The organism is Halopseudomonas sp. (assembly GCF_041579695.1).
Classification (GTDB): Bacteria; Pseudomonadota; Gammaproteobacteria; order Pseudomonadales; family Pseudomonadaceae; genus Halopseudomonas.
The window spans coordinates 1-21,135 of record NZ_JBFGFI010000025.1 but is presented as its reverse complement, the minus strand read 5'-3'; the positions used below and the strand labels follow the sequence as shown (position 1 = coordinate 21,135).

17 protein-coding genes are annotated in these 21,135 nt (G+C 60.9%); all 17 read left to right on the top strand.

The window, feature by feature from the left end:
* Positions 1–167: 167 nt before the first annotated feature.
* Positions 168–1,739 (top strand): type VI secretion system protein TssA, encoded by a 1,572-nt coding sequence (gene tssA, locus ABYA88_RS07460; RefSeq protein ID WP_373186399.1) that lies wholly within the window; start codon positions 168–170, stop codon positions 1,737–1,739.
* A gap of 17 nt (positions 1,740–1,756) precedes the next feature.
* Positions 1,757–2,266, top strand: a complete 510-nt coding sequence (gene tssB, locus ABYA88_RS07455) for a type VI secretion system contractile sheath small subunit (protein ID WP_373186398.1) — start codon at positions 1,757–1,759, stop codon at positions 2,264–2,266.
* Positions 2,267–2,290: 24 nt separating this feature from the next.
* Complete coding sequence (gene tssC / locus ABYA88_RS07450) at positions 2,291–3,766, top strand: type VI secretion system contractile sheath large subunit (protein WP_373186397.1); 1,476 nt, start codon at positions 2,291–2,293, stop codon at positions 3,764–3,766.
* A gap of 3 nt (positions 3,767–3,769) precedes the next feature.
* Complete coding sequence (gene tssE / locus ABYA88_RS07445; RefSeq protein ID WP_373186395.1) at positions 3,770–4,174, top strand: type VI secretion system baseplate subunit TssE; 405 nt, start codon at positions 3,770–3,772, stop codon at positions 4,172–4,174.
* 105 nt (positions 4,175–4,279) lie between these two features.
* Positions 4,280–6,070 (top strand): type VI secretion system baseplate subunit TssF, encoded by a 1,791-nt coding sequence (gene tssF / locus ABYA88_RS07440; RefSeq protein ID WP_373186394.1) that lies wholly within the window; start codon positions 4,280–4,282, stop codon positions 6,068–6,070.
* A complete protein-coding gene (gene tssG / locus ABYA88_RS07435) occupies positions 6,034–7,059 on the top strand; it encodes a type VI secretion system baseplate subunit TssG (RefSeq protein ID WP_373186393.1) in 1,026 nt (341 codons plus the stop codon). The genes tssF and tssG overlap by 37 nt, the downstream gene beginning before the upstream one ends.
* A complete protein-coding gene (gene tssH / locus ABYA88_RS07430) occupies positions 7,056–9,638 on the top strand; it encodes a type VI secretion system ATPase TssH (RefSeq protein WP_373186392.1) in 2,583 nt (860 codons plus the stop codon). Before tssG ends, tssH begins: the two co-directional genes overlap by 4 nt.
* 10 nt (positions 9,639–9,648) lie before the next feature.
* On the top strand, positions 9,649–11,199 hold the full coding sequence (locus ABYA88_RS07425) for a sigma-54 interaction domain-containing protein (RefSeq protein WP_373186416.1): 1,551 nt from the start codon (positions 9,649–9,651) through the stop codon (positions 11,197–11,199).
* Between the two features lie 48 nt (positions 11,200–11,247).
* Positions 11,248–11,382 carry a type VI secretion protein gene (locus ABYA88_RS07420; protein ID WP_373186391.1) on the top strand — a complete coding sequence of 45 codons (135 nt, stop codon included), beginning with the start codon at positions 11,248–11,250 and terminating at the stop codon, positions 11,380–11,382.
* 19 nt (positions 11,383–11,401) lie between these two features.
* Positions 11,402–12,604, top strand: a complete 1,203-nt coding sequence (gene tagH / locus ABYA88_RS07415; RefSeq protein ID WP_373186389.1) for a type VI secretion system-associated FHA domain protein TagH — start codon at positions 11,402–11,404, stop codon at positions 12,602–12,604.
* Positions 12,605–12,609: 5 nt separating this feature from the next.
* On the top strand, positions 12,610–13,104 hold the full coding sequence (gene tssJ, locus ABYA88_RS07410) for a type VI secretion system lipoprotein TssJ (RefSeq protein WP_373186387.1): 495 nt from the start codon (positions 12,610–12,612) through the stop codon (positions 13,102–13,104).
* Positions 13,105–13,107: 3 nt separating this feature from the next.
* On the top strand, positions 13,108–14,439 hold the full coding sequence (gene tssK, locus ABYA88_RS07405) for a type VI secretion system baseplate subunit TssK (RefSeq protein ID WP_373186386.1): 1,332 nt from the start codon (positions 13,108–13,110) through the stop codon (positions 14,437–14,439).
* Between the two features lie 4 nt (positions 14,440–14,443).
* Positions 14,444–15,358 (top strand): type IVB secretion system protein IcmH/DotU, encoded by a 915-nt coding sequence (gene icmH, locus ABYA88_RS07400; protein WP_373186385.1) that lies wholly within the window; start codon positions 14,444–14,446, stop codon positions 15,356–15,358.
* A 1-nt stretch (position 15,359) separates the two neighbouring features.
* Complete coding sequence (tssM, locus tag ABYA88_RS07395) at positions 15,360–18,899, top strand: type VI secretion system membrane subunit TssM (protein WP_373186384.1); 3,540 nt, start codon at positions 15,360–15,362, stop codon at positions 18,897–18,899.
* The gene (locus tag ABYA88_RS07390; RefSeq protein WP_373186383.1) at positions 18,899–19,630 is read left to right on the top strand and encodes a PP2C family serine/threonine-protein phosphatase; all 732 of its coding nucleotides are present in this window, start codon (positions 18,899–18,901) and stop codon (positions 19,628–19,630) included. The genes tssM and ABYA88_RS07390 overlap by 1 nt, the downstream gene beginning before the upstream one ends.
* An 88-nt stretch (positions 19,631–19,718) precedes the next feature.
* A complete protein-coding gene (locus ABYA88_RS07385; protein WP_373186415.1) occupies positions 19,719–20,621 on the top strand; it encodes a serine/threonine-protein kinase in 903 nt (300 codons plus the stop codon).
* 108 nt (positions 20,622–20,729) lie between these two features.
* A partial coding sequence (locus ABYA88_RS07380; RefSeq protein WP_373186382.1) for a GFA family protein occupies positions 20,730–21,135 on the top strand: 406 nt, incomplete at its 3' end.

Here is a 21,135-nt window from a genome sequence, read left to right as displayed (position 1 = left end):
ACATAAAAAGTGCGCAGAAAGTTGCGCAGTTAAGTTCTGAACATAACTTTGTTTGCAGCGTTAGTGCTAACGCAAAGATATTATCAATATACGTTTATTTACCAGATGCTCAGCCATGGATTCGTGCTGTCCGGTGATATGAAACGTCATGGAACGACGAGCTCAGCATGCTGGCGAATCACTACATCGATCTGGCCCGAAGGCCAATCAGGCCCGCCGATTTTTGCGGCGAGGATGTGCGCTATTCCACCGAGTTCGAAGAACTGGAAGCGGAACTGGCCAAAGCCGAATCGCTACACACCAATGCCGGTCCTGACTGGAACAAGGTGCGCGAAGGCAGCGAGAGCCTGCTGCTGCTGCACTCCAAGGATCTACGCGCTGGCGTCTGGCTGACCTGGAGCCTGTATCAGGGCCAATCATTTGCCGGATTGCAAGCAGGCATAGCCGCTCTCTTCTACCTTTGCACCGAACATTGGCAGGATCTGTACCCGCGTAAATTGCGCACCCGGCAGGCAGCCTTCGGCTGGTTGCTGCTGCGCCTGGAGCAGACCGTAGCCGATCGGGCAGCGTTTTCAGGTACTGAAGCCGCCACAATCAAGACCCTGGCTGACAACATCCGCGAACTCGATCAGTGTCTGTCCGCCCATATGTTGGACGAGGCCCCATTGCTGTTGCCGCTGTGTCGTCGGTTGGATGAACTGGCCAGCCAGGAGAAGACCAGGAGCGACAAACCGGCCGCAAACTCCGAACCGGCCCAGACCGAGGCCCGGATAACACCTATTCCGCGTCAAGGCGCCGATACAACAGCCGCCATTGGTACCGCGCGGGATGCGCACAAAGCCTTGCGCTCCCTGCAGGAACAGTCACGTTCGCTGTGCGCCTGGTGGCTGGGCGAGTCGGCTACAGATGCCCGTGCCATCCGGCTTTCCCGAACCCTGCTCTGGCTGCCGATAGAAGCTCTGCCGGAACATGATGCGCAGCAACAGACCTCGCTGCGCGGCCTTCCGGTCGACCGCGTGGCCAGCTATGCCGAGCGCATGGGACAAGGACAGCATGCCGAAGTGCTGCGCGAACTGGAAGCAAGTGTCGCCAAGTCGCCATTCTCGCTCGACGGCCAAAGGATGGTCTGGGAGTGCCTGGAAGCGCTAGGCGCGGAGCGTGCCATGCGAGAACTGGAAGACCAGGTCTGCTTGTTGCTCGCTCGCCTGCCCGGGCTCGAGCAACTGCGCTTTCATGACGGCGTTCCCTTTGCCGATGACCATACGTGCGCCTGGCTGGCCGGCCTGACTCAAGCCCCCACTGAAAAGGCAAGCCAGGAGCTGCCGAACCCAGCGCGGGAAAACACACAGGCGCCATGGGAAACGGCACTGAGTAAGGCAGCTGTGACAATGCGCAAACAGAACCTCAAGGTTGCCGTAGGTCTCCTCAAACAGGGCATGCAAGGAGCAACCAGCGAGCGCGAACGTTTCCAATGGCAATTCGCCCAGGCCCGATTGTGCCACCAGGGCCGGCATTATGAGCTGGCCACCCATCAGCTCGAATCACTTTACCAAGTGCTGCAGGAAAGCAATCTCGAGCGCTGGGAGCCCAAGCTGGCCATTCGCATCCTGCAACTGCTGGCCGACAGCCACGAGCGGCTGCCGCGCAAGAACAGTTCTGCCGAACGTCGAAACGAAATCTATCAACGGCTCTGTCACCTCGACCTCGAAGCGGTGCTCGACCAGACCCCCGTGTCATAAACCCAAAGGAGAACATCATGGCCAAAGAAGGCTCCGTAGCCCCCAAGGAACGCGTCAACGTCACATTCACCCCCACCCAGGGGGGCGCTCAGGAGGAAGTCGAGCTGCCGTTGAAACTCATGGTGCTGGGTGATTTCACCCAGCGTCCGGACGATCGCACCATCGAACAGCGCAAACCAATCGCGATCGACAAGAACAGTTTCGATGATGTGCTGGCAAAACAGGAGCTGAGCCTCGGCTTCACGGTTCCCAACCGCCTGCAGGATGGCACCAACAGTGACGCCTCGTTGAATGTAGATCTGCGGATCAACTCCATGAAGGACTTCAGCCCCACCAGTCTGGTGGAACAGGTACCGGAACTGCAGAAGCTGATGGAACTTCGCGACGCCCTGGTTGCGTTGAAAGGACCGTTGGGGAATGCCCCGGCCTTCCGCAAGGCGATTGAAAGTGTGCTCAGCGATGACGCCTCCCGCGATCAGGTTCTTGCCGAACTCGGTCTGACTGCCCAGCCCACGCCCGACAACTGATCCCATCTGACAAGGACGCTTACCATGAGCACTCGCGCAGCAGCAGAAGCCGGCCAGCAAGCCGAACAAACCAGCATCCTCGACCGCATCATCGCGGAAACCCGCCTGACTCCCGATGACGAGGCCTACGGCATTGCCCGACGCGGCGTCTCCGCGTTTATCGGCGAGCTACTCAAGCCACAGAATGACAAGGAGCCGGTGAAAAAGGCCATGGTCGATCGGATGATCGCCGAAATCGATGCCAAGCTCAGCCGCCAGATGGACGAAATTCTGCATCAGCCCGAATTCCAGGCTCTGGAATCCGCATGGAGGGGGCTGCAGATTCTGGTCGACCGCACCAATTTCCGCGAGAACATCAAGCTGGAGATCATCAATGCCTCCAAGCAGGACCTGCTTGATGACTTCGAAGACAGCCCGGAGATAGTCCAGTCGGGGCTTTACAAGCACGTATATACCGCGGAATACGGCCAGTTCGGTGGCCAACCGGTCGGAGCGCTGATCGCCAACTATTTCTTCGATCCCAGCTCCCAGGACATGAAAACCCTGCAGCACGTAGCCAGCGTCGCCAGCATGTCACACGCGCCGTTCATCGCCGCCGCCGGCCCGAAGTTCTTCGGTCTGGAAAGCTTTACCGGACTGCCCGACATCAAGGATCTGAAGGACCACTTCGAAGGGCCACAGTTCGCCAAATGGCAGGGCTTCCGCGAGCGCGAGGATGCACGTTATGTCGGCCTGACCCTGCCGCGGTTTTTGCTGCGTAACCCCTACGATCCGGAAGACAACCCGATTCGCAGCTTCGTCTACAAAGAGAACGTCGCCGGCACCCACGAGCATTATCTGTGGGGCAACACCGCGTTCACTTTCGCTACACGCCTGACCGAAAGCTTCGCCAAATTCCGCTGGTGCCCGAACATTATCGGACCGCAGAGCGGCGGCGCGGTGGAAGATCTGCCGCTGCACCATTTTGAAAGCATGGGCGAGATCGAAACCAAGATTCCCACCGAGGTACTGGTCTCCGATCGTCGTGAGTACGAGCTGGCTGACGAGGGCTTCATCGCGCTGACGATGCGCAAGGGCAGCGACAACGCCGCGTTCTTCTCGGCCAATTCCGCGCAGAAGGCCAAGTTCTTCGGCAACAGCGAAGAAGGCAAGGCAGCCGAACTGAATTTCCGTCTGGGAACACAGCTCCCTTACATGTTCATCGTCAACCGCCTGGCCCATTACCTCAAGGTGCTGCAGCGCGAGCAGATCGGCTCCTGGAAAGAACGCACCGACCTGGAACTGGAACTGAACAAGTGGATCCGCCAGTACGTGGCCGACCAGGACAATCCCAATCCCGAGGTTCGGGGCCGTCGCCCGCTCCGCGCGGCGCAGGTCAGCGTGACCGAAATCGAAGGCCAGCCGGGCATGTACCGGGTCAACCTCAGCGTACGCCCGCATTTCAAGTACATGGGTGCGGATTTCACGCTGTCGCTGGTCGGCAAGATGGAAAAGGAATAACCGATGAGCTACGGCAGCCTATTCGAGCGTCTGGCCGGTGAGACCAACCGGCGTAGCGGCTGGAGCCATGACCAGGCAGTGGTGGCATCGATCGCCGCGCACCTGGCAAAAATGCTCAGCACCCGCGCCGGCAGCGTCCAGGCCTTGCCGGACTATGGTCTGCCGGACCTGAACGATATGCGCCTGTCGCTGCACGATTCATTACAGCAGGCGCGCATCGCGATTGAGGGTTTTATCGAGAGGTATGAACCACGGCTAAGCCAGGTACGGGTAATAGCGCTGCCGCGCGACCATGACCCGCTCAATCTGTCATTTGCACTCGAAGGCATGGTTGATATGGACGGCCAGCGCCGCGCGGTGAGTTTCACTGCGCGGCTCAATGGCAGCGGGCAGGTACAGGTCCGCTAGCACGCCAGATTCTGACCCGGACCGGGCAGGACACCGTTATCGGTTCATTTATCCGGTTGCCGCCCAGCGGCGATCCGCATAAGAGCGCAAGGAAGAGCTGTTCAAATGTCCTTCAATCACTATTACCAGAGCGAACTGACTGCCCTGCGTCAACTGGGCAAACGCTTTGCAGAACGCAGCCCGGCGCTGGCCCCGTTCCTCGGACAAAGCGGGCGCGACCCGGACGTCGAGCGACTGCTGGAAGGCTTTGCATTCCTTACCGGACGTCTAAGGCAGAAGCTCGATGACGAGTTGCCGGAGCTGACTCATTCGCTGATGTACCTGCTATGGCCCAATTACATGCGGCCCCTGCCCGCGTTCAGCATTCTTCAGTTCGAATCGCTCGATAATCCTGGCGCGGCAATCGTGGTACCCCGCGGCACCCCGGTTGAATCGAGGCCGGTCAAAGGTGTTGCCTGTCGATTCCGCACCACATCGGATATCCAGTTGACTGCACTGACGGTTCGCCAGGTCGAGTACTCGGTCAAGGGCCAGGGCGCCCTGCTCAGCCTGCAATTGGGTATAAACGGTGGCGCGCACATCGCCGATCTGAAGCTGGACAAACTGCGCCTGCACCTGGCTGGCGAACGCTATATCAGCCAGACCCTGTACCTGAGTCTTATGCGCCATCTGGAAGACATACAGGTAGTGCTGCTGGACGCCGAAGGCACGCCTCTCAAGGATAGCTTCGCCAAGTCTGTCACGCCGCTGACTATTGCTCCGCAACAGTTGCAGCCGGCGGGTTTCGCCGAAGATGAGGGGCTGGTTCCCTATCCGGTCAACACCTTTCGCGGCTATCGCTACCTGCAGGAGTATTTCGCTTTTCAGGAAAAATTCCTGTTCGTCGATCTAGCCGGTCTCGGCGTGCTGCGCAGCGTGCCAGAGGATCTGCTCAAGCGCGCCTACGGCATCGAACTGCGTTTCGACCTGCGCCAGACCAGTGCGGAGCGTATTCGCCCCGGTATCGACAATATCCGCCTGCACTGCACGCCCGTGGTCAACCTGTTCGCCCACGACGCCACGCCCATCCGGCTTGATGGCCGCCAGGACAAGTACATTTTGAGGCCCGCCGAATACGATACGGCGCAGTGTGGTGTTTTCTCGGTCGACCGGGTAACCGGCTGGAAGCCTGGCGGCATGGGCTATGAGGAATACGTACCCTTCGAGTCATTCGAACACGACGCCAGCTTTGACTTCCCTGAAGCCCGTCCCTACTACAGCCTGCGCCAGAACCCGTCGCTGATGAACGACGGCATGGATACCTACTTGAACTTTGGCCAGCGCAGTCTGGAGCTGCACGAGACCCTCTCCGTCGAGCTCACCTGCACCAACCAGAACCTGCCGCTGCAACTGGCACTGGGCGATATCTGCCGTGCCAGCGAAGGCACTCCGGAATTCCTGCGTTTTCGCAACATCAGCGCCGTTACGCCCAACTATGCCCCACCGCTGCATCAGGATTTTCTCTGGAAGCTGATCAGCAACATGTCACTCAACTACCTGTCGCTGGCCAATGTGGATGCTCTCAAGGCCATTCTCGAGACCTACGACCTGCCCCGGCACTACGACCAGCATGCTGCCAAGGTCAGCCAGCGCCTGCTCAACGGGCTCAAGGCGATCCGCCACACACCGGTCGACCGACTCTACCGCGGCCTGCCCATTCGCGGCGTACGTACCGAACTGCAGATGGACAGTGACGGCTATCTGGGCGAAGGCGACCTGTTTCTGTTCGCCACGATACTCAACGAATTCTTCGCACTCTATGCCAGCCTCAATTCCTACCATGAGCTGGTGGTTAAAAGTACTAAGGGAGAGCTATACCAATGGACACCACGCATGGGGCAACAGCCCCTGCTCTGAGCGAGCTTAGCCGCGGCATCCGCGAGTACAGCCTGTTTCAGGGTGTGCTGCTGGTGCTCGAGCGATTACGCCGGGAGCATCCCGATCTTGATGACGCGCAGCTGTACCAGCTAATTGAATTTCAGGCCAATCCGAGCCTCGGATTTCCCGGCAGCGACATTGAGCGGGTGGAGTATTTCAGGGAGAACGGCACGCTGCGAGCACGGCTGCGGGTCAATCTGATCAGCCTGTTAGGGGCCGGTTCGCCACTGCCCGCGTTTTATGGTGAGCAGGCACTGGGTGACAACAGCGACGGCAATCCGACCCGGGATTTTCTCGACCTGTTCAATGACCGCCTGCAGCGCTTGCTGCTGCCCATATGGCAGAAATATCGCTACTACTCCCGCTTCGCCACGGGCGCCCGCGATCCCTTCTCCTCGCAACTGTTCTCGTTGATCGGGCTGGGCGGCGACGCCATCCGCGAGCAGCCAGAGCTGAACTGGAAGCGCCTGCTGCCCTACCTCGGGCTGTTGAGCCTGCGCGTGCAGTCCGCGGCGCTGATTGAATCAGTGCTGCGTTACTATTTTAGCCATGCCTCGATGCACATCGAGCAGTGCATAGAGCGCCAGGTAACCGTTCTCCAGGACCAGCGCAACCGTCTGGGCCTGGCCAACAGCGCCTTGGGCGAAAGCCTGGTGCTAGGCAATGAAGTTCGCGATCGCAGTGGCAAGTTTCGACTGCATATCCAGCAACTGAGTTGGGAACGCTTTCACGAATTCCTGCCTTCGGGCACCGGTTACGCGTCCCTCTGCGCGCTGGTGCGCTTCGCCCTGCGCGACCCGCTGGACTATGACATCCGCCTGCAACTGCGTCCCGACGCTATCCAGCAGCCGCGCCTGGATGCGGCAACCCCCTGTCTGCTCGGCTGGACCAGCTGGCTTGGCTGCGGCCACGCCGATGCGGCCGTCACGCTGAGCAGCCAACCCTATCAAGGATCGACAACCCGATGATCACCGTTGACTTGCAACAACTGATCCAGGCTCTCGACCCGGCAACCCGCCAGGATCTGGAAGCCGCCGCGCAACGCTGCGTCACCCGCAACGGCACTCAGGTGCTGGTGGAAGATCTGCTGCTGGATTTGCTTGAGCGCGCCGACAGCCTGCTGCATCGCACGCTGCTGGATGCAGGCCTTTCGCCTGGCGCGCTGAGGGAAGCATTGCAACCCCGTAGCGAGGACAGCGCCTCGCGCAATCCGGCCTTCTCTGTGGAACTGGTTCAATGGCTGCAGGACGCGCTGCTGGTCGCCAACCTTGAACTCGGCCGCACCCAGGTTGACCAGGTCGCGCTGATCCTCGCGCTGCTCCGCGACCCCGCGCGTTATGCGGGCAGCCACTTGTACCCGTTTCTGGCAGCGCTCAATGCCGAGCGGCTGCTGGGTTTTGCCCGTGCCATACAGAACGAAACAGCGGGCGGACCCGCTCCATCGACCGCACTGCAGCGCTATAGCCACAACCTCACCTCACAGGCCCGCGAGGGAAAGCTCGACCCCGTTCTGTGCCGGGACTCAGCCATCCGCCAGATGATCGACATCCTCGCACGGCGGCGCAAGAACAACCCGATCGTGGTAGGTGAGGCAGGCGTGGGCAAAACGGCAATAGTGGAAGGCCTGGCCTTGCGCATCGTTGCCGGCGAGGTCCCCCAGGCGCTGCAGGGAGTTGACCTGCTCTGCCTGGACCTCGGCCTGTTGCAGGCTGGCGCCAGCATCAAGGGCGAGTTCGAGAAGCGCCTGCAGGGCGTCATCGATGAAGTGAAGGCGTCTGTCACCCCGATCATCCTGTTCATTGATGAGGCCCATACCCTGATAGGAGCCGGCGGCCAGGCCGGCAGCGGCGATGCAGCGAATCTGCTCAAGCCTGCCCTGGCACGCGGCGAATTGCGCACCATTGCCGCGACCACCTGGACCGAATACAAGCGCTATTTCGAAAAGGACCCGGCCCTCGCTCGTCGTTTTCAGCCGGTGCAACTGCACGAGCCGACAGTGAACGAGGCCGTCACCATCCTCCGCGGCCTGGCCACGGTCTACGAGAAAAGCCATGGTGTTTATCTGCGCGACGATGCTGTTGTTGCAGCGGCCGAACTCTCGGCCCGTTATCTTTCCGGACGTCAACTGCCGGACAAAGCCGTTGATGTGCTCGACACCGCCTGCGCGCGGGTGCGCATCAGCCTCGCCGCCGCGCCGGAAAAGCTGGAGGTGCTGCGCAACCAGATCGCCGAACAGGAGCGCCAACACCAAGCGCTCTACCGTGACTACCAATCAGGGCTCGCGGTAGAAAAAGCTACCCTTGACCAATTGCAGGCCACGCTGGAGCAGGCGCGCACCGAGGCACTGGCCCTGCAGGAGCGCTGGGAGCTACAGATCGGATTGGTCGAGAGACTACTGGACCTGCGCAGCCAGTGCGCCGCGGCACGTCAGCCGGAACAGCTCGCCACGCAGGAACTCGCGCTGGCAGATCTGGAAATCCAGCTCAGAGCCACCCAGACCGAACTCGAGCAGGTCCATGACATCGAGCGATTGGTGAGCCATGAGGTGTGTCCGCGGCTGGTAGCCGAGGTCATCAGCCACTGGACAGGCATTCCCCTGAGCCAACTGGCACGCGAGCACAGCGCCAACGTCGCGCAGCTTGCCGCGCAACTGGGATTGCGTCTGCGCGGCCAGGACCAGGCCATCGCCGCACTGGACCGCGCCATGCGCGCCAGTGCCGCGGGCATGAATCGCAGCGATGCGCCGGTGGGGGTGTTTCTGCTGGTCGGGCCCAGCGGCGTCGGCAAGACCGAAACCGCACTGGCGCTGGCGGACCTGCTCTTCGGTGGTGAGCGCTTTCTCACCACCATCAACATGTCGGAGTTCCAGGAAAAACACAGCGTGTCGCGACTGATCGGCGCCCCACCCGGCTACGTCGGTTACGGCGAAGGCGGCATGCTGACCGAAGCAGTTCGGCAGAAACCCTATTCCGTGGTGCTGCTGGACGAAGTGGAAAAGGCCGACGCCGATGTGATGAACGTGTTCTACCAGATCTTTGACAAGGGGGTCGCCAATGATGGCGAGGGACGCGAAATCAACTTTCGCAACACCCTGATCCTGATGACGTCGAACCTTGCCAGCGAGCAGATTCTGGCTCTATGTAGCCAGCGCCAACACCCAGACAGCGAGCAGCTCGAACAGGCCATCCAGCCTACCCTGAGCCGCCACTTCAAGCCCGCGCTACTAGCGCGCATGCAAGTCGTACCCTATTACCCGGTGGCGGATGAGGTGATGCGCGAACTGATCACCCTCAAGCTGTCACGTTTTTCCCAGCGTCTGCAGCAACGCGATGTCGCGTTTACCTATTGCCCCTCCCTGGTCGACCATTTCGCTACCCGCTGTACCCAGGGCGAAACCGGCGCGCGGCTGATCGACCGGCTGATCGAACAGCAACTCCAGCCACTCGCGGTAGACCATCTGCTCGCAGCGATGGCCAGCAGGACGCAGGTGCGGCGTGCGCATGCGTCCCTCGACAGCGAAGGAGCCGTAACCTGTGAATTCGCCTGAATCGACCCCAATGTTCGCGCAGATGGACGACCCGTTGGGCTACGCGCAGGTGCTACTCGAGCGCTATGCCCTGTTAGCCGGAATGACCAGTCGCGATAACCTGCTGGGCGGTCTGGTGGAAGCCGTCGCCGCGCTCAGCGACTGCCAGCTCAGCCAGCTCTACCTGCTCGACGACACCCACACGCGTTTGACGCTGTGCGCCGAGTACTGCGACGGTCTGGTGCAACCGGTCAGTTCCGCCAGTGTTCCCAGCGACTACAACGACGCCCACCTGCTGCAGTACTGCCTGTGCCAGGACAGAATGCTCAGCCTGGCATCGCTGGAGAGCAGCCTGTTCGCGATCGACTTCTTGCCCGCCACCCGTGCCCCCTGGCGCAGCCTGCTCTGCCTCCCGCTGAAAAATGACCAGGGGCATGTGATCGGTCTTATGCTGTGGGCGAGCCAGAGTGCGCGGGAAATGCAGCACTATAGCGACTCCCTGGCTCAGCTTGGCGGTTTCGTGGTGGCTCAGCTGCAGCTGCTGCAGAACCTGCGGGCGCGCCCGGCCGACGAACCACAGACCAGCCTTTCGACCAGAGCAATCCCCCGGGGGTACGGTCTGATCGGCGACAGTCCGCCCATGCGCGCGGTATACCAGTTGATCAGCAAAGTGCTGCATACCCCGGTCAGCGTCCTGTTGACCGGCGAAACAGGAACGGGCAAGGAGCTGGTTGCACGGGCCATTCACGATTGTGGCTCGCGGCGCAGCCAGAACTTCGTCGTTCAGAACTGCGCCTCGATTCCCGACAACCTGCTCGAGTCCGAGCTCTTCGGTTATCGCAAGGGCGCCTTCAGTGGTGCCGACAGTGACCGTCCCGGTCTGTTCGATGCTGCCGATGGCGGCACCCTGTTTCTGGACGAAATCGGTGATATGCCGCTGGCGTTGCAGGCCAAGCTACTGCGTGTATTACAGGAAGGCGAGGTGCGTCCGCTGGGGAGCATGCAGACCCACAGGGTAGACGTGCGGATCATTGCCGCGACCCATTGCGATCTCAGAACCCAGGCCGAACGCGGGCTGTTCCGCGAGGATCTGTTCTACCGGCTGGCCAGTTTTCCGATCGAATTGCCACCGCTGCGCGACCGCGGCGACGACATCCTCCACCTAGCGCGCCATTTTGCCGCCAAGACCTGTTCTTTCCTTGACCGACCTGCCTGCCGCTGGACCGATCCAGCGCTCGAGCAGCTCGCCGCCTACGGGTTTCCCGGCAACGTGCGCGAGCTCAAGGGCCTGGTCGAACGGGCCGTATTGCTATGTGAGGGCAATGAACTGCTTGCCGAGCATTTCAATCTCCAGGCCAGCCCCACGACCAACGTCAGGCTGAGCTTGCGCGAGCGCCTGGAACGGGTCGAACGCAACCTGCTGGTCGATTGTCTTCGCAAGAATCTGGGCAATCAGACCAGCGCCGCGAATGAGCTCGGGTTACCGCGCCGCACCCTGTTGTACCGGATGCAACGACTCAACATCAGCCCTGCCGAGCTGAAACTGGCCAGGGAAAAAATCCATGCCCAATCCACAATCTGACCGCCCAAACCCGACGGCCGCTGCCGCCCCGAACACGAGGAACTCGATATGAAAAATACCATCCTGTGGTCTGCCGCTCTGCTGATGATCGCCATAGGCCTCGCTGGCTGCTCGACGAATCACAAGTTCAACGATGACGAATACCGACCCCTGGGCGACCCCAAAACGGAGCGTTCCGAATGAAAACAAGGAGCATTGCAGCATGGAACTGATAATGGATTTGGTCGGCAAGCAGTTGGTTGGCGATACGCAGGTCAGCAAGACCTTCAGGCAGGCTGGCGGCATGATCGGCCGGGCCGAGGAATGCGACTGGGTGATACCTGACCGCAAGCGGGTGGTGTCGAGCCGGCATGCGGAGGTCAGCTTCTACGACGGCGTCTTTTACCTGACCGATACCAGCAGCAACGGCATTCTGCTCAAGGCCACCAATACGGCCCTGCCCAAGGGTCAGCCCCAACGCATCGAACATGGCACGCTTTACACGTTCGGCGACTTCGACATTCGCGCACGGATTATCCAGGATCCGGCCATATTCAGTCAGGATTTCGGCAAGCCGCAACCGGCCGGCAGCATCATCCCCGACGACGCTTTCCTGGATCTGGACCCGCTCAACGCGCTGGACCAGCAGGAACAGCTGTACGCGGAGTCCGCAGAGCTCGACCTGCTGAATGAGCATGACAGCGGCGAAACCTCACAGGCCCAGGATCATGCGCGTATCGACATGGTCAATCTGACCGTGCCGGAGCTGGTGGAGGCACCATCGCCTGACCCGCAGCCCAGGCCAACCGCGCCACCCGCTTCGGCACCTATGGCCGAAGGGTTCTGGGCGCAATTCAGCGAAGCGTTGGGTATTCCGCTGGACGATATGGACGAAGGCCAGCGACAGGCCGTAGCGCTGCGCAGCGCCCGCCTGCTGCGCCAGAGCGTGGGCAGCCTGCAGCAAAGCCTGCGCAACCGCAACGAACTCAAGGCCGAACTCAAGCTGGCAACGACCAGCGTGGAGATTGCCGGCAGCAATCCGCTGAAATTCTGCGCCAGTGCCAATCAGGCACTGAATGCGATGCTGCATCCCGGGGTTGCCGGCCAGATGCCGCCGGAACAGGCAGTCAACCGCGCCTACCGGGACCTGCAGGCGCATCAGGTCGCGCTGGTCGCGGCCAGCAAAGCCGCGATCAAGGGCATTCTCGACCATCTGTCGCCGGACCAGCTGACCCTACGCTTCGAGCGTGAAAGCAAATCCAGACTGAGCACCGCCGGGGGCCGGTGGCGGGCCTATACCCACCTCTACCAGGCTCTGCAGCGCGAAGACGACTGGAGCCAGAAGCTGTTCGCCCGCGACTTCGTGATGGCCTACGAGGAACAGATCCGCCTCATCGCCACCCTCAACACAGACCTCCAAGGATGATTCGCATGACTCGCTTTCACACTCTGGCCATTTGCTTCTGCCTGCTGGCGCTGGTCGGCTGCTCGACGCTATCGCCCTATTCGGATCTGACCAAGCTCGACCTGACGCTCGAAGGCAGCTCCGAACTCAACCCCGACCTGAGCGGTCGACCCTCCCCCGTCGTGTTACGCCTGATGGCGCTAAAACACCCGGTCGCATTCGAGAACGCAGATTTCTTCTCGCTATACCGACGACCGCGAGAGGCTCTGGCACCTGACCTGATCACCGTCGAGGAACTCGAGTTGCGCCCCGGTGAAACACACAAGCTCAAATTATCCGTCGAAGAAGACACGCGTTACATCGGCGTGGTCGCCGCCTACCGCAATCTCCCGAAAACCAGTTGGCGTTATGTGATACCGGTCGAGGGCAAGGCTACTACGAAGATTCATCTGGCCCTTGACGCTGAAGGTATCCGCGTCATCAGCGCAGACGAGCAAGACAAGCGCAAGGACAGGGACTGAGCCATGAGTAATCAGAAAGTAGTCTGGCAGGAAGGAATGCTGCTGCGCCCACAGCATTTCCAGCAGAACGACCGCTACCATGACCACCAGCTGAAGATGCGCACCTGTCGAATGAACCCTTTCGGCTGGGGTTTTTTCCACCTGGAGATAGATACGCAGTTTCTCGGGATGGGCAAGCTGGTAATCAGCCAGGCCAGCGGTGTACTGCCCGACGGCAGCCTGTTCGAGCTGGGCAATGGTCGCGAGCCGCTGACCATGGACGTACCGGCCAACACCAGCAACACCCCGGTCTACCTGGCGCTGCCGTTGGTGACCGGCAATCATGTGGAGACACGCCGGCCGGAACAGCGCGATGTACTGGCGCGCTATACCGCGCTGGACACGCAGGTTTCCGACTCCAATGCCGGGGACAACAATAGCAGCCAAGTCAGTTGTGGCCTGCCGGATTTCCGGCTGTTGCTCGGCGAGCAGCATAACGAACATGCCTATGTGAAGCTGAAAGTCTGTGATGTGCTGGATACTACCCCCGACGGGGTGACCAGTCTGGATCCGGATTTCATCCCGGCCTGGCTCTACTTCCATTCCAGCACCTTCCTCGAATCCTGCCTCACCGAAGTAATCAGCATGCTGGCGCACCGCGGCGACATCCTCGCCGAGCGGATCCGCGCGACCGGCAAGGTCAGCGGTGCCGAGGTCGGCGATTTCATGATGCTGCAGCTGATCAACCGCTTCGAACCGGTACTGCGCCATCACCAGGGTGTCGAGCAATTGCACCCGGAACAGGTCTACCGGGAGTTCCTGAGACTGCTCGGCGAGCTTTCGACCTTCGCCAGCGAGAGCAAGCGCCCGCGCCTGGACAGTCGCTACCAGCACAACGACCTGGGGCAGAGCTTCCGCAAACTGATGGATGCGATTCGCCAGGTGTTGTCGATGGTGTTGGAGCAGCATGCGGTGGAACTGGCGTTGCAAAAGCGCCAATACGGCATCCAGGTCTCCCCGCTGCAGGATCACAAGCTGCTCGGCAGTGCGTCCTTTGTGCTGGCAGCAAGTGCCGACTGCGACCCCGAAGAGCTACGCCGTCGTCTGCCGGCGCATCTGAAGATCGGACCCGTGGAGCGCATCCGTCAACTGGTCAACCTGCATCTGCCTGGCATCAAGGTCAAACCACTGCCGGTTGCACCGCGACAGATTCCGTTTCATTCGGGCAAGACCTACTTCGCGCTCGAACTCAGCGCCGAGGAGCTGTCCCAGCTGGAACGCTCGGGCGGGTTCGCCTTTCACGTGTCCGGAGAATTTTCCGGGCTTGAGCTGACTTTCTGGGCTATCAGGAGCTGAACCTATGATCAGGGAAATGGATTACCGCCAGGAGGACCATACCGTCATCCTCAATCGCCAGGGAAGCGCCCCAGCGCAGAGTCCGCTGACCGACTTTGCGCCGCCACCGCAGAAGTTCGAAAAACTTGAAGAACGCATGGTGTATGCCGCCCGGCTTCGACCTAGCGAGGGCGTGAACCTGGGGATTAATCCGCTGGTAGCAGTGGCGTCCACGCTGCTCTCGGAAATCGTCCGTTTGCAACAAAGCTATGAACGTGAAGACCTCTACATTCTGAAGGACCGCCTGGCCTCGGAGATCAAGCGCTTCGAGCATCGCGCGCTGCAGGATGGCGCCGAGAGCAGTCAGGTCATGGCTGCCCGCTATGTGCTCTGTACCGCCCTGGACGAAGCCGTAGTCACCACGCCTTGGGGCAACGAAAGCGAGTGGTCACAGATGAGCCTGCTCAGCAGTTTTCATAACGAGACCTTCGGCGGCGAAAAATTCTTCCAGTTGCTGGAAAGGCTATCGCGTGATCCGGTCAAGCACCTGCCGATGCTGGAGCTGATGTACATCTGCATGTCCCTGGGTTTCGAGGGCAAATACCGGGTCATGCCGCGCGGCATGCTTGAACTGGAAACCCTGCGTGACAGCCTGTACCGGCAGATCCGCCAATTGCGCGGCGATATTCCGCGTGACATCTCGCCTCACTGGGAGGGGCTGCGCGAAACCCGTCGGCGCCTGGTACGCATCGTTCCATGGTGGCTGATCAGTCTGTTCACGCTCATCTGTCTCGGTGTTATCTACGGCGTATTCACCTGGATGCTCAACGAAGAGCGCGCCGGTGCTATCGCCCCATTCGAACCGGCTGGCCAGAGCGGCCAGCAGATCAAAGGCGAGCAATCGGCTACCCGGTCCAATGCAATGTCAGGGATGAATTGAAATGAAGAACTTCTTTATCAGCGTTGGCCGGTTCATGCGCCGCAACTGGGTCTGGAGCCTGTGTCTGGTGCTTTTGCTGACCTTGCTGGTGTGGTTTGTCGGCCCGCTTCTGGCGGTCAATGACTATCGCTTCTGGGCCTCGCCGAGCAGCCGTCTGCTGACTATCAGCCTGATGTTCCTGGCTTGGGGACTGGCCATGGTATTCGCCAGCTGGCGAGCCAGCATCCGCAAGAAGGCCGACGAGGAAGACGAGGATGCCCAGGCCCGCCAGCAGCGCGAGCAACTGGTCGTCGAGGAGCACCTGCAACTCAATAGCCGCTTCCGCGAGGCGCTGCGAACGCTACGCCGCTCAAGTCTGTATAGCGGCCACAGTGACCGTCGTCGGCGTGAGCTGCCCTGGTACCTCGTACTTGGGCCCGAGGGCGCCGGCAAGACCAGCCTGCTCGACTTTTCGGGTCTGGAATTCCCGCTCAACAAGGCTGACAAGCAGCGCCTGACCCGCGACGTGAGTAGCACACGCTACGCCGACTGGTACTTCGCCGAGCATGCAATCCTGATCGACACCGCAGGACGGTATCTTACCCACGACGACCCCGAGGTGGATGCCGCCGGCTGGCAGAGTCTGCTCGGCCTGCTGCGTAAGCGCCGACCGCGCTCGCTCAACGGCGTGCTCATCAGTATTCCGATCGGGACGCTGCTGAGTGGCTCGGAACTGGAACTGGAGACCCTGGCCCGCCAGACCCGTCAGCGATTGCATGAAATCAATCAGCGCCTCGGTGCCGACGTGCCTGTCTATCTGGTTATCAGCAAGGCGGATGAGCTGACCGGCTTCAATGAGTTTTTTGATCAGCTCTCCCGCGAGGAGAGTGATCAGGTCCTCGGCGTCAGCTTCCGCAAGGATCAGAACAGCACCGATGTGCAGGTCGTGCGTCAGGAGTTCGAGGAGCTGATGCGCCGCCTGAACAGTCAGGTGGTCATGCGCATGCACCAGGAGCGGGACGCCCAGCGCCGCGGTCGCATTCTCGACTTCCCGCTCAGGCTCGGGCAGATCGAAGAGCGCCTCGGCCTCTTTATCGAGCTGGCTTTTTCCGGTAATCGGTATCAGCGCGCCAGCCAGCTGCGCGGTTTTTACCTGACCAGCGCGCCCGAGGTCATTACTGCGCCACGCGAACAGCACGGCTCCCTGGGGCAACCCCCGGGCAAAGCCCGAGGCAGCCTACCGGCCTTCCATGCCAGCCACGGCCGCTTTATCAACAACCTACTCAGCCGGGTAATCTTCCCCGAATCGGATCTCGCCGGTCTGGATCAACGCGAAGTACGCCGCATCAACTGGGGCCAGCGAGCCATGTACACCGCTGCGCTCGGCAGCCTGGTCGGGTTCGGCCTGGTCTGGGGCAACAGTTTTTCCGTTAACCACCAGGGCCTGGAGCGGCTGCAGACTATCGGTCAGGCACTCTCGAATCACAAGCAATTGATCCGCGCTGAGGATGATGCGCTGGGCATATTGCAGGCACTGGATATGAGCTATGCGGCGACCGGTATTTTCGCTCCCCGTGACCAGGTCGCCTGGACCCAGCGCGGCGGTCTCTATCAGGGCGAAAAGGTCGCTGCGCCGTTACAGGCGGCCTATCGTAAGGACCTCGAACGCCTGCTCCTCAGCCGGGTGGGGCAACAGCTGGAAATGCAGGTTCTTGGCAACCTGAAAGACCGCGACAGTCTGCTGGGCAGCCTGCGGGCCTACCTGATGCTGAGCATGGAAGATCGCCGCGACCGCGCCTTTCTGCAGGACTGGATGGCGCGCGACTGGTCGATGCGCTACAGGGGCAATACCGAGGCGCAGGAGGGCCTGAACCGGCATTTCGCCCGCCTGCTGAGCGAACCCTTCACCCCGTATGCGCTGGATGACAAGCTGGTCTCCGGCGCTCGCGCCGAGCTGCGCAGCGAATCGCTGGCAACCGTGGTGTATCGCATGCTGCGCGAGCAGGCGGCAAACCTGCCGAACTACCGCCTGGCCCACCAGCTGGGACCGCAGGCCGCACTGCTGACCGGCACGGATAACATTATCCCCGGATTCTTTACCCGCGAGGGCTACAATCAGAACTTCATGGCCGAGGGAGGGGAGCTGGTTCGCGAGATCCTGCGTGACAACTGGGTGCTTGGCGAAAGCGATGAGCTGAGCGTCGCGGATCTCAATCGCCTGATGGTCGAGATGGAACAGCTCTATTTCGAAGATTATGCCGGCCATTGGAGCGACGCCCTGGCGCGTCTGCATATCGAACCACTGGGCAGTGCCGCTGCCGGTGCAAGCCAGATGGCAGGATTGACCGCGGCGAATTCACCGCTACTCAAGCTGCTGGTCGAAGTCCGCGACAATACGCGCCTGGCCGGCATGCTGGATACCGATGTGTCTGCGCGGGATCTGACCGGCGCCGCGCAGTCCGCCGGTGTTTCCTTGGGCAGGAAGGGCCGTCTTGCTGCGCTTGCAGCCGAACAGGCACAGTCGGCTGCGGCGCAGAGCCTCCCGGCCACCGCACGCAAGAACCTGCAACGCCAGTTCGAACCGCTGCACCGCCTGCTCAACGAGCAGGGTGGGCCCGGCCCGGAACTGACTGCTGCGATGCAGGCCCTGGATGCGCTGAAAATGCAACTGACCACCGTCGCCCAGGCCAGCGTGCCTGAGCAGGCGGCCTTCAATATGGCCAGAGCGCGAATGGAAGGCAGACGCGATGCCATCAACCAGTTGCGCAGCAGTTCGGGAAGTCTGCCGCAGCCGCTGGGTGCCTGGCTGGAAAACCTCGCCGAAGACAGCTGGATGCTGGTGCTGGGCGACGCCTATACCTATCTCAATCAGCGTTATCGCAGCGAGTTGTTCAACTCCTACAGTAGCTCGCTGGGCAAACGCTATCCCTTTGTGGCCGACAGCGAGAGCGACGTGGTGCTTACCGATTTCCGTGAGTTCTTCAAAAAACAGGGCACCGCGGATGTCTTCTTCGACAGCTACCTGAAAGCCTTCGTCACCGATAGCAGCGGCGCATTCAGCCTGCGCTGGGTCGATGGCCGAGCATTACCCCTGTCACGCGAGTTTCTCGCACAGATGGACAAGCTTCAGACCATTCGCCGCAGCTTCTTCGCGGAGAACCCCAATGAGCCGCAGATCCTGTTCAAGCTCGAGCCGCATTCACTGGACTCAAGCCTGGGCCGCGCCAGCTTCCGCTTTGGCTCACAGCACATGGAATATCGCCATGGTCCTATTGTGCAGACGTCTTTCCGCTGGCCTGCCGACAACAACGAAAGCCGCACCAGCCTCACAGTCGAGGATCTGGGCGGCCGGCGTGTGGGCATCGAGCAGAACACCGGTCCATGGTCGCTGTTCCGCCTTCTCGACATGATGGAAGTAGCGCATCACACCGACCGCGACGTACTGATGCTAAAGGCCAATCTTGGCGGCTTAAGGGCAAACTACCTGTTGCACAGCCAGCGCTCACCGAATCCGTTCGATCTGAGCCTGCTGCGCGACTTCTCGCTGCCAGCCCGACTGTGATGGCCGAAGCCGGAACGCTGTGGCAAAGCGCGGCACGGACCGATCGCGGCAAGGTTCGCACGCGCAATGAAGATGCGGTGCTGGCCCTGCCAGAGCGGGGGCTCTGGCTGGTCGCTGATGGCATGGGTGGTCATCAGAACGGCGCCCTCGCCAGCCGGCTGATCGTCGAGGAAATTGTCGACCTGCCACACGGCGGCACCCTTGATGACCGGCTGCTCGACGTGCGCGACTGCCTGTACCGGGTCAACCGCCTGCTCAGCCACGAAATAACCATGACAGCCGACAAACCCGACCCGGTCATGGGCAGTACAGTTGTCATGCTACTGGCCCAGGGTGAGCGCGCGATATGTGTCTGGGCCGGAGACAGCCGTTGTTATCTCTGGCGCAGCGGCAAGCTTTACCAGCTCTCGCGGGATCACTGCCTGATGCAGGAACTGATTCAGGAACAACAACTGAGTCCCGACGAGGCTGCCAGGCATCCCTCGGCCAGAGCACTCACCCGCGCAGTAGGAGCGAGCGATGACCTGCTGCTGGATGTCGTCGACTTCACCATTTACCCCGGCGACACCCTGATGCTCTGCAGCGACGGCTTGTATCAGGACATTTCGCGTGACGACATGTGCGAAGCGCTTGGCCTCGAGTCGAGCGAAAGGGCCTTGCAGCGGCTCTTCCGGCAAGCCCTCGGCGGCTCGGCCCGCGACAATGTCAGCGCCATCGTAATACGCCCCTGAGCTCCCGGAGAACCTGATGATCGAATCTGCCAACCCGCTCTCCTCAGACCTCACCCGCCTGGCTGACGGCTTCCTGAAAACCACATCCATGGCCTCTGCGCAGCGTGTCTGCGCGCTGCCCGAACTGCTCTGCAAACGCTACAAGATTGAACGCTTGCTTGGCGTCGGCGGCATGGGCGCGGTGTACCGGGCCCGCGATCTGCTGCGCGAGCAGTACGGCGATCCCGACCCCTATGTGGCAATCAAGACCCTTAACGAGGAATTCGCCGAATATCCCGATGCCAATGCCCTGCTTTACACCGAATTTGCGCTGACCAGCCGTTTACGTCATGCCAATGTAATCCGTGTCTTTGCCTTCGATATCGACCCCGAGAGCCAGCGCGCTTTCATTACCATGGAGCCGCTGAAGGGACCTACGCTGGATCAACTACTCGAACAGCACCCCGAAGGCTTGCCCTGGTCCGAGTTTCGCAGCATCGCACTGCCACTGCTGGAAGCACTGGCCTGCGCGCATGACATGGATGTGCTTCATGGCGACCTCAAGCCGACTAATGTGATGCTGTCGCGCGACGGGCTGAGGCTGTTCGATTTCGGTCTTGGCCAGCCATTGAAAGGGCTTCTCAACAGCCTCCCTCGTTTGAGCCGCAAACGCATTGCTGCGTGGACGCCACGATACGCAGCACTGGAACTGCTCAACGGCGAACCGCTGACCCCCACATCCGACATGTACGGCATGGCCTGCATCCTCTACGAGCTTTCCAGCGGCCTGCATCCCTTCAGCCGGCTGACGGCGAAGCAGGCCAGCGTCATGCAGCAGGATAAAACCCTGCAAAAACCGGCGAATCTGCCCGCCCGATGCTGGCCTGCCCTGCGCTGCGCACTGGCATTCGACAAAACGGAGCGCAACATCGACGCCCGCGGGCTTCTGCACGCCTTCGCTGCAGACCAACCCGGTCTGCTGCAACGATTGTGGCGGCGCAATACCAACTGAATTCAAGGAACCTATCACGCCGGCAGGCTGCCTACTGGTTAATGGGATAAATAATGCCCGCTACTCCTTTCAACCAGTCAGCCGGCGCGCGGCGCCAGGAGGTGATCCATGAAACTCGAGGGTTCCTGCCACTGCGGTGCAGTCACATTCAGTCTGGAAAGCGCGCATCCCTATCCCTACCAGCGCTGCTACTGTTCGATCTGTCGCAAGACCCAGGGCGGCGGAGGCTATGCAATCAACCTCAGTGGAGATGCCGAGAGTATGGCGGTGACCGGTTACGAGTACATTTCCGCCTACCACGCCAAGTTTTCCGAAGAGGACGGCATCGCCCAGATCAGCACCGCCGCACGGCATTTCTGTAACCATTGCGGCAGTGCGCTCTGGTTATTCAGTCCCGAATGGCCTGAGCTGATCCATCCATTTGCCTCTGCGATCGACACACCCTTGCCAGCGCCGCCGGAACATACCCATTCGATGCTGGGATCAAAGGCTTCATGGGTCGAAGTGCCGATTC